6 protein-coding genes are annotated in these 5006 nt (G+C 38.8%); 5 read left to right on the top strand and 1 reads right to left on the bottom strand.

Annotation, left to right across the window (positions count from 1 at the left end; all coding sequences use genetic code 11):
- Positions 1–66: 66 nt before the first annotated feature.
- Genes EO124_RS10030 through EO124_RS10020 form a run of 3 tightly spaced genes read left to right on the top strand, consistent with a single transcriptional unit; the run spans position 67 to position 1499 of the window.
- Complete coding sequence (locus tag EO124_RS10030; RefSeq protein WP_127059392.1) at positions 67–519, top strand: DUF6941 family protein; 453 nt, start codon at positions 67–69, stop codon at positions 517–519.
- 1 nt (position 520) lies between these two features.
- Complete coding sequence (locus tag EO124_RS10025; RefSeq protein WP_127059391.1) at positions 521–1114, top strand: hypothetical protein; 594 nt, start codon at positions 521–523, stop codon at positions 1112–1114.
- Complete coding sequence (locus EO124_RS10020; RefSeq protein ID WP_127059390.1) at positions 1107–1499, top strand: hypothetical protein; 393 nt, start codon at positions 1107–1109, stop codon at positions 1497–1499. Before EO124_RS10025 ends, EO124_RS10020 begins: the two co-directional genes overlap by 8 nt.
- 129 nt (positions 1500–1628) lie before the next feature.
- On the opposite strand, the gene EO124_RS10015 is transcribed toward EO124_RS10020, so the two are convergent.
- On the bottom strand, positions 1629–2303 hold the full coding sequence (locus tag EO124_RS10015; protein WP_127059389.1) for an HAD family hydrolase: 675 nt from the start codon (positions 2301–2303) through the stop codon (positions 1629–1631).
- A 161-nt stretch (positions 2304–2464) separates the two neighbouring features.
- Here EO124_RS10015 and EO124_RS10010 point away from each other — a divergent pair, with 161 nt between their 5' ends.
- Both EO124_RS10010 and EO124_RS10005 read left to right on the top strand, forming a co-directional pair.
- The gene (locus tag EO124_RS10010; RefSeq protein WP_127059388.1) at positions 2465–4150 is read left to right on the top strand and encodes a glycoside hydrolase family 2 TIM barrel-domain containing protein; all 1686 of its coding nucleotides are present in this window, start codon (positions 2465–2467) and stop codon (positions 4148–4150) included.
- A gap of 221 nt (positions 4151–4371) precedes the next feature.
- Positions 4372–5006 (top strand): glycosyltransferase family 2 protein (locus tag EO124_RS10005; protein ID WP_164726617.1); only part of this gene is annotated, 635 nt, incomplete at its 3' end.

Genomic DNA, 5006 nt, shown 5'->3' with positions numbered 1-5006 from the left:
TAACCTTGTTTTATTGTGCTATAATAAATGTATAAAATCTATTTGTATAGAAGAGAGGTGACATAATTGGCTAAAATTGGATATTTTGTTTTATGTGAAGATGTGCAGCTTGTGGAGAGAGTAAATCATTCTGAAGGGCAACCGGTGCAAGCTTTGTTTAGTCCAATTGTTGTACTGCCTTTACCTTTTATACCAACTGCTTTTACACTAGCATTTTCAGCTGGGGTAGTGGATACTAATGTTAATGAGGATCATCAGTTCAAGTTGGAAATTTTGTATTCCGGTGATTCCGATTCTGTCGTGTATAAGTACGAATCTAAACTCGAGGTTCCTAAGTTTGAAGAACTTAAGGAAAAAGGAGAGGCTAATGGATATTTGCAATTTGGTGGCCCACTTAAAAATATAACATTTCCCTATGTAGGTTTATATAAAGCTCACTTTTATTTTGATGAAGAACTTTTGTCTGAATTAAATTTTAGGGTGAAAAATGATTCGGACGAGGAAAAAGGCGGTGCTTAATATGAGCTTAATTTATAGTCCTAATATAGTTCAGTCACGAGGCATTAACTCGCTCCCAAGAACATCATGGAGACAAAATTCTTTTTATGTTAGTAATAGCGTGAGAACAAGAGATATTGCGGAGATAGTATCATCTACAAATCTAAAAAATTCTAAAAGAAAGAATAAATATCAAGGTTCTATTCTGACAATACATAAAGTTGTAACCGATACTCTAGGTCTTGAAAAATATTATAATCAACTATTATCACAGGAAGTTAATAGTGCACTTGACTATCTTGATACATTTTATTCAATGCCGGCGGGGTGGGATGGATACACTGCGGATCCGATTAATCCGGGAATAATTAATGAGGCAAAATATTTTATTACGTTACTGCCCGTGATATCTAAATATATGACAATTTTCCCAGTTCCTAATGGTCATGTACAGATTGAATGGGAAGATGATACACATTATTTAGAGCTTGAGTTTATTGGTAATCGGCAAGTGAAAGTGTTGTCTATTTCTCCGTCAGGAGAGGAGTCAGAAATTCAATTTAATTTATTAAAAGATAAAGAGAGACTCTTAAGGATGGTTGATGCTTTTGAATAGTGATAAAGATTTTTCTGAACAAGAAAAGTTATACCGAGCTATAAAATCAGGAAAGCCACAGATGTGGAAGATTCTGCCATCCGGTGAGTGGTCGCCCTCATCTGCCGTATTTAAAGATTCTAAGGGTGTATCGGTTGATAGACAAGCTAATAGAAACAATGAGGAAGCTATTAATTTTATGAAAATGTCTTTTTTAGGGGCGTCAGTAGTATCAGTTTTGGTACGAGAATGTAATCAGATTGGCTTAAGATGTGAAGCGGATCCTTTACCCGAAAATGTCTATCATTCATTGATACTGGGGGCAACTAAAATACAATTAACGGCCTCTGAAGCTAAACGATTAGCGGCAGCTGCGATTATTGAGACTAAATCAGAGGATAGTTAGCTCCATAATTCTATTAATATTAGAATTTGTGAATAGTTTAACTTCATAATATAAAAACGAACCGGACTATATATCCGGTTCGTTTTTGTCTGATTGGCTACATTCTGCTATTATAGGTGCATTAGAGCGCTACTTATTCAGCGCTTCAATAATCTCCATTACATCCGCCGGCGTATGCGCCACATGCTTCGCTCCCAGCTCCCTAAGAAATTCCTCATCTCTAAATCCCCAGGTAACAGCGATAGGGAGGAGTCCGGAGTTTTTAGCGGTTTGTAGATCTACTTCAGAATCACCCACATATACGGCTTCTTCCGGTGTGCTGTTAAGTTCTTTTAAAGCGGCGTGAACCATATCCGGTTCCGGTTTGCGTTTGCGGTCCGGTGTTTCGCCAATGGCTACGTTGAAATATTCTTTGAAATATTCGTCATTTAACGCAGTAACACCTTCTTGCACTTTATTGGAAACAACAGCCATTTTATAGCCTTCTTTTTTCAGTTCCGCCAGTAATTCATAGAGTCCTTCGTAAGGAGTGGTTTTATCATTGTTGTGCTCCGCATAATACTCTTTCAGTTCAGTGAGCATGGTGTCGAGTTGTTCTTGAGATACTTTGCGGTCAGTGCCGGTGAGGACGCTACGTTCTACCAGTTTACCGAGACCGTTGCCGACGAAACTGCGAATTTCAGATAGAGTTCGAGTTGGATAATTATGTTTTTTCAAAATATAATTCATCGAATCCATGAGATCATCTAGGGTATTTAAAATCGTTCCATCACAATCAAATATAACTGTAGTATAGCGTTTCATCAGTAAATCTCCTTATATTTTGCGTAAAGTCGTTCAAATTTGCACATTTATTTTAGTATAGGTGAAAAAATGTGCATTGTAAACAGAATTTCCTACATAAATTCATTGAATACATATAGGTATTTAGTATATACTTATAAGAGATATAGGAGGAGTCTTTGATGAGTACGATGGAATTATTGCAGCCCGTAGCAAACGTATTTCGCGATAGTATTGATTTACGTGGCAATTGGTTTTTTGCCTTTGATAAATCAAAGGATAAAACTTATGAAACCGGCGTGGCTCGGCAGATGTCGGTACCCGTACCGGCGGCTTTGCAGGACGTTTTTGTAAGTCCGGGTGAGCGAAGCTATTGCGGTACTATGTGGTATGAACGGAATATCTACATTTCGAAACGATGGCTCGGATTGGATGTATTTTTGCGTTTTGACGGTATTGGTAATCGAGCGGTTGTGTATGTAAACGGTATGGAAGCAGGGCGTCATGAAGGGGCCTTTATTTCGACGGTTATTAACGTGACTCGGCAATTACGCTACGGTGAAGAAAACCGCATTGTTGTAAAAGTGAATAATGAATTATCCGCGTATACTTTGCCGGCTGGGCAGGTTGCTACATCGCCTAAAGGACGCCGCATTAATCAGCCGAACTTTGATTATGACGTGCCGACTGGGATTTACGGTAATGTTACGCTTTATACGGTGCCGACGACCCGTTTGACTGACATAATGGTGCAGACCGAAGCGTTGTCACAGGAAGAGGCCATTGTGCAATATATGGCTCACGTACAGGGGAACTGCTTGGTAACGGCTACTTTGCGTGATAGAGAAGGCCGTATTGTGGCAACCGGTGTGGGTGGTAATGCGAAATTGACTGTTGAAAACCCACATATTTGGACCGTAGGGGATGGCTATTTATATACTTTGGAAGTGGAAGTAAGCCGTCTAGGCAAAAAGCATGATATCTATCATCAACGTATCGGCATTCGCACGGTAGCTGTAGAAGGTGGCAACCTCATGTTAAATGGTGCCATTGTTCGCTTAAAAGGGATTGAATTGGGGCCGTCTAATTTAACCTTATCTTCAAATCCAATTCAGGCAAAACAGCAATTACAGAAGTTATTGGAGCTTGGTGGCAACTGTATTTTCAGTAGTGGCCGACCAATATCGCCGGACGTGCTTCAACTCACTGATGAAGCAGGTATTTTGGTTGTCGCTGAAATGCCGGCAGCCGGATTAGTAGCTAAAGATTGGCAACCGAGCGAAGCAAATTTCAATAAAACCGATATTAAATCTAGATTGCTTGATACTCATAAAGACACGATTGACTCCTTAATAACTCGTGATAAAAACCATCCATCCGTAATCAGTTGGTCATTGTTATACAATCCGGTAACGATGATGAAAGAGGATGAAATATATTATTCGGAGATTGCTGAAGCGGCACGTCAAAGTGATTGGGAAAAACGTCCGTTGGCGCTAACTATGACACAGTCGCTCGGTGATATTTGGGTCGGAACTTTAAAAGCATACTCCTTATTAATTTTGAAAAACTGGACAAAACAGTGGCACGCTGATGTGGAGCTTTTGCAGAGCACCATGTATAAAGAATTGGTTGATTGGGAAGCTAAGCAACCGGATAAGGCACTTGCCGTGGTAATGGGTTGTGATTCCGCAACGGAACAGTCCGGCATAGGCCAAATGATTACTTCTTATGCGGTGTATCGCGAAGCTTCTGAAAAAGTACAGGAATTGTTAACTATGTTAAGTTCTATGCCGAATGTACAAGGTCACTTTTTACAAGGTGAGGCGGCTGAATTAGCGGAAACGCTAAAAAAGAATTGGAAATAATATATTAAAACGCTATAATTTTATAATCTATATTTTTTAGCTATAAACAGGAAGCTCGTAAGGGCTTCCTGTTTTTGTGTTTGATTTTTAAACGCCAAATAAAACTCTTTACGTATTAACATGAATGTTAAATTTTATAGCTAATATGCTATAATAAAGTAGATTATTTATCGTTGTATAAGCAGACATATTGTATAGAACACGAGTAAAAGGAATTAGATATGGTACCGGTTAGCGTATTGATTTTAACAAGAAATGAAGAAAAGAATATAGAACGCTGTATAAAGAGCTGCCTTTTCGCATCTGAAATTATTGTAATTGACGATGGTAGTACGGATAGAACGCGCGAAATTGCGGAATCTTTAGGAGCTAAGGTAATTTCTCGGGCATTAAATGGTGATTGGGGCTCCCAACAAACTTTTGCCATTCAACAAGCAAATTATGAGTGGATTTTTATGATAGATGCCGATGAAGCTTGTAGTGAAGAGTTGGCTCGTCATATCGAAGTAGCAGTTAATGAAAATAAACCGTATGCGTATTGGATTCAGCGAAGAAATAAGTTTAGACATAATAAAGCCACTCATGGGACATTACGACCTGATTACGTGTGTCGCTTAATGCCCAAAGAGGGAACTTATGTGGAAGGTTATGTACATCAAGCGATAATAACACCGTATGAGAATAAGAAGTTGCAAGGGTATATTGAACACCAGACTTATGCAAACTGGGAGCAATATTTTAATAAATTTAATAATTATACAACTTTATCGGCTAAAAAATATCAGAAGCACTGGGGCAAGCAAAAATATCCGCTTTACTTAAAGCCCCCGGAACATCTTCTGTTGCACCATGTATA

The organism is Veillonella ratti, assembly GCF_003992115.1.
Lineage (GTDB): Bacteria > Bacillota > Negativicutes > Veillonellales > Veillonellaceae > Veillonella_A > Veillonella_A ratti.
This window is presented reverse-complemented; position numbering and strand designations above follow the sequence as displayed.